2 protein-coding genes are annotated in these 516 nt (G+C 40.9%); both read left to right on the top strand.

Annotated elements, in window-relative coordinates; genetic code table 11:
* On the top strand, nucleotides 1–262 hold a 262-nt coding region (locus CWC28_RS22025), incomplete at its 5' end, for a hypothetical protein (RefSeq protein WP_212746812.1).
* Nucleotides 259–516: CTX-RstB family phage integration protein (locus tag CWC28_RS21200; protein ID WP_138625739.1), on the top strand; the 258-nt coding region annotated here is incomplete at its 3' end. The genes CWC28_RS22025 and CWC28_RS21200, both read left to right, overlap by 4 nt.

Below are 516 nucleotides of genomic sequence, written 5' to 3'. Positions count from 1 at the left end.
TGAGTTTGTTAGCGCTAAACGCCTTGAGATTAAAACCACTACACGTAAACCAAAAGTAAGTGGGATTTTTGTTGCTGAACGATTAGAGCGCTACTGCGCACAGTCTTACGGCAAGTTTTTAAATTTCTTACGTCACGTTAAAGAACTACCGGACAGCGAAATCATTAACCAATTAACTAAAGGCCTAAATCCGTGGGATATCCCCGATTCTATTAATCAGGCCTGTATATCACCACCCAATCAAATGGAGTTAGCCCCATGAAAGTAATCTTATTATCTGCCGCGATGGGTCGCGGTGTATCAAGCAAATCAGGTGCTGCTAAGCCCTATTCGTTTTCGTCTATCAGTTACTTAGTACCTGAAAAAGACTTTATCCAAGGTGACCACAATATTCAAAAATGTGGCTTTGAACCTAAGTCTTTAAGCATGCGTGAAGACCAAACGCTTTATAACAAGTTTAAGAAAATCACCGAAGAGCAAGGTATTTGCGAGGTAGATTTAACCCTAGAGCCTGAC

Source organism: Pseudoalteromonas sp. S4492 (assembly GCF_005886115.1).
Lineage (GTDB): Bacteria > Pseudomonadota > Gammaproteobacteria > Enterobacterales > Alteromonadaceae > Pseudoalteromonas > Pseudoalteromonas gelatinilytica.
The sequence above is the reverse complement of the archived record's forward strand: the minus strand, read 5'-3'. Positions and strand labels throughout refer to the sequence as shown.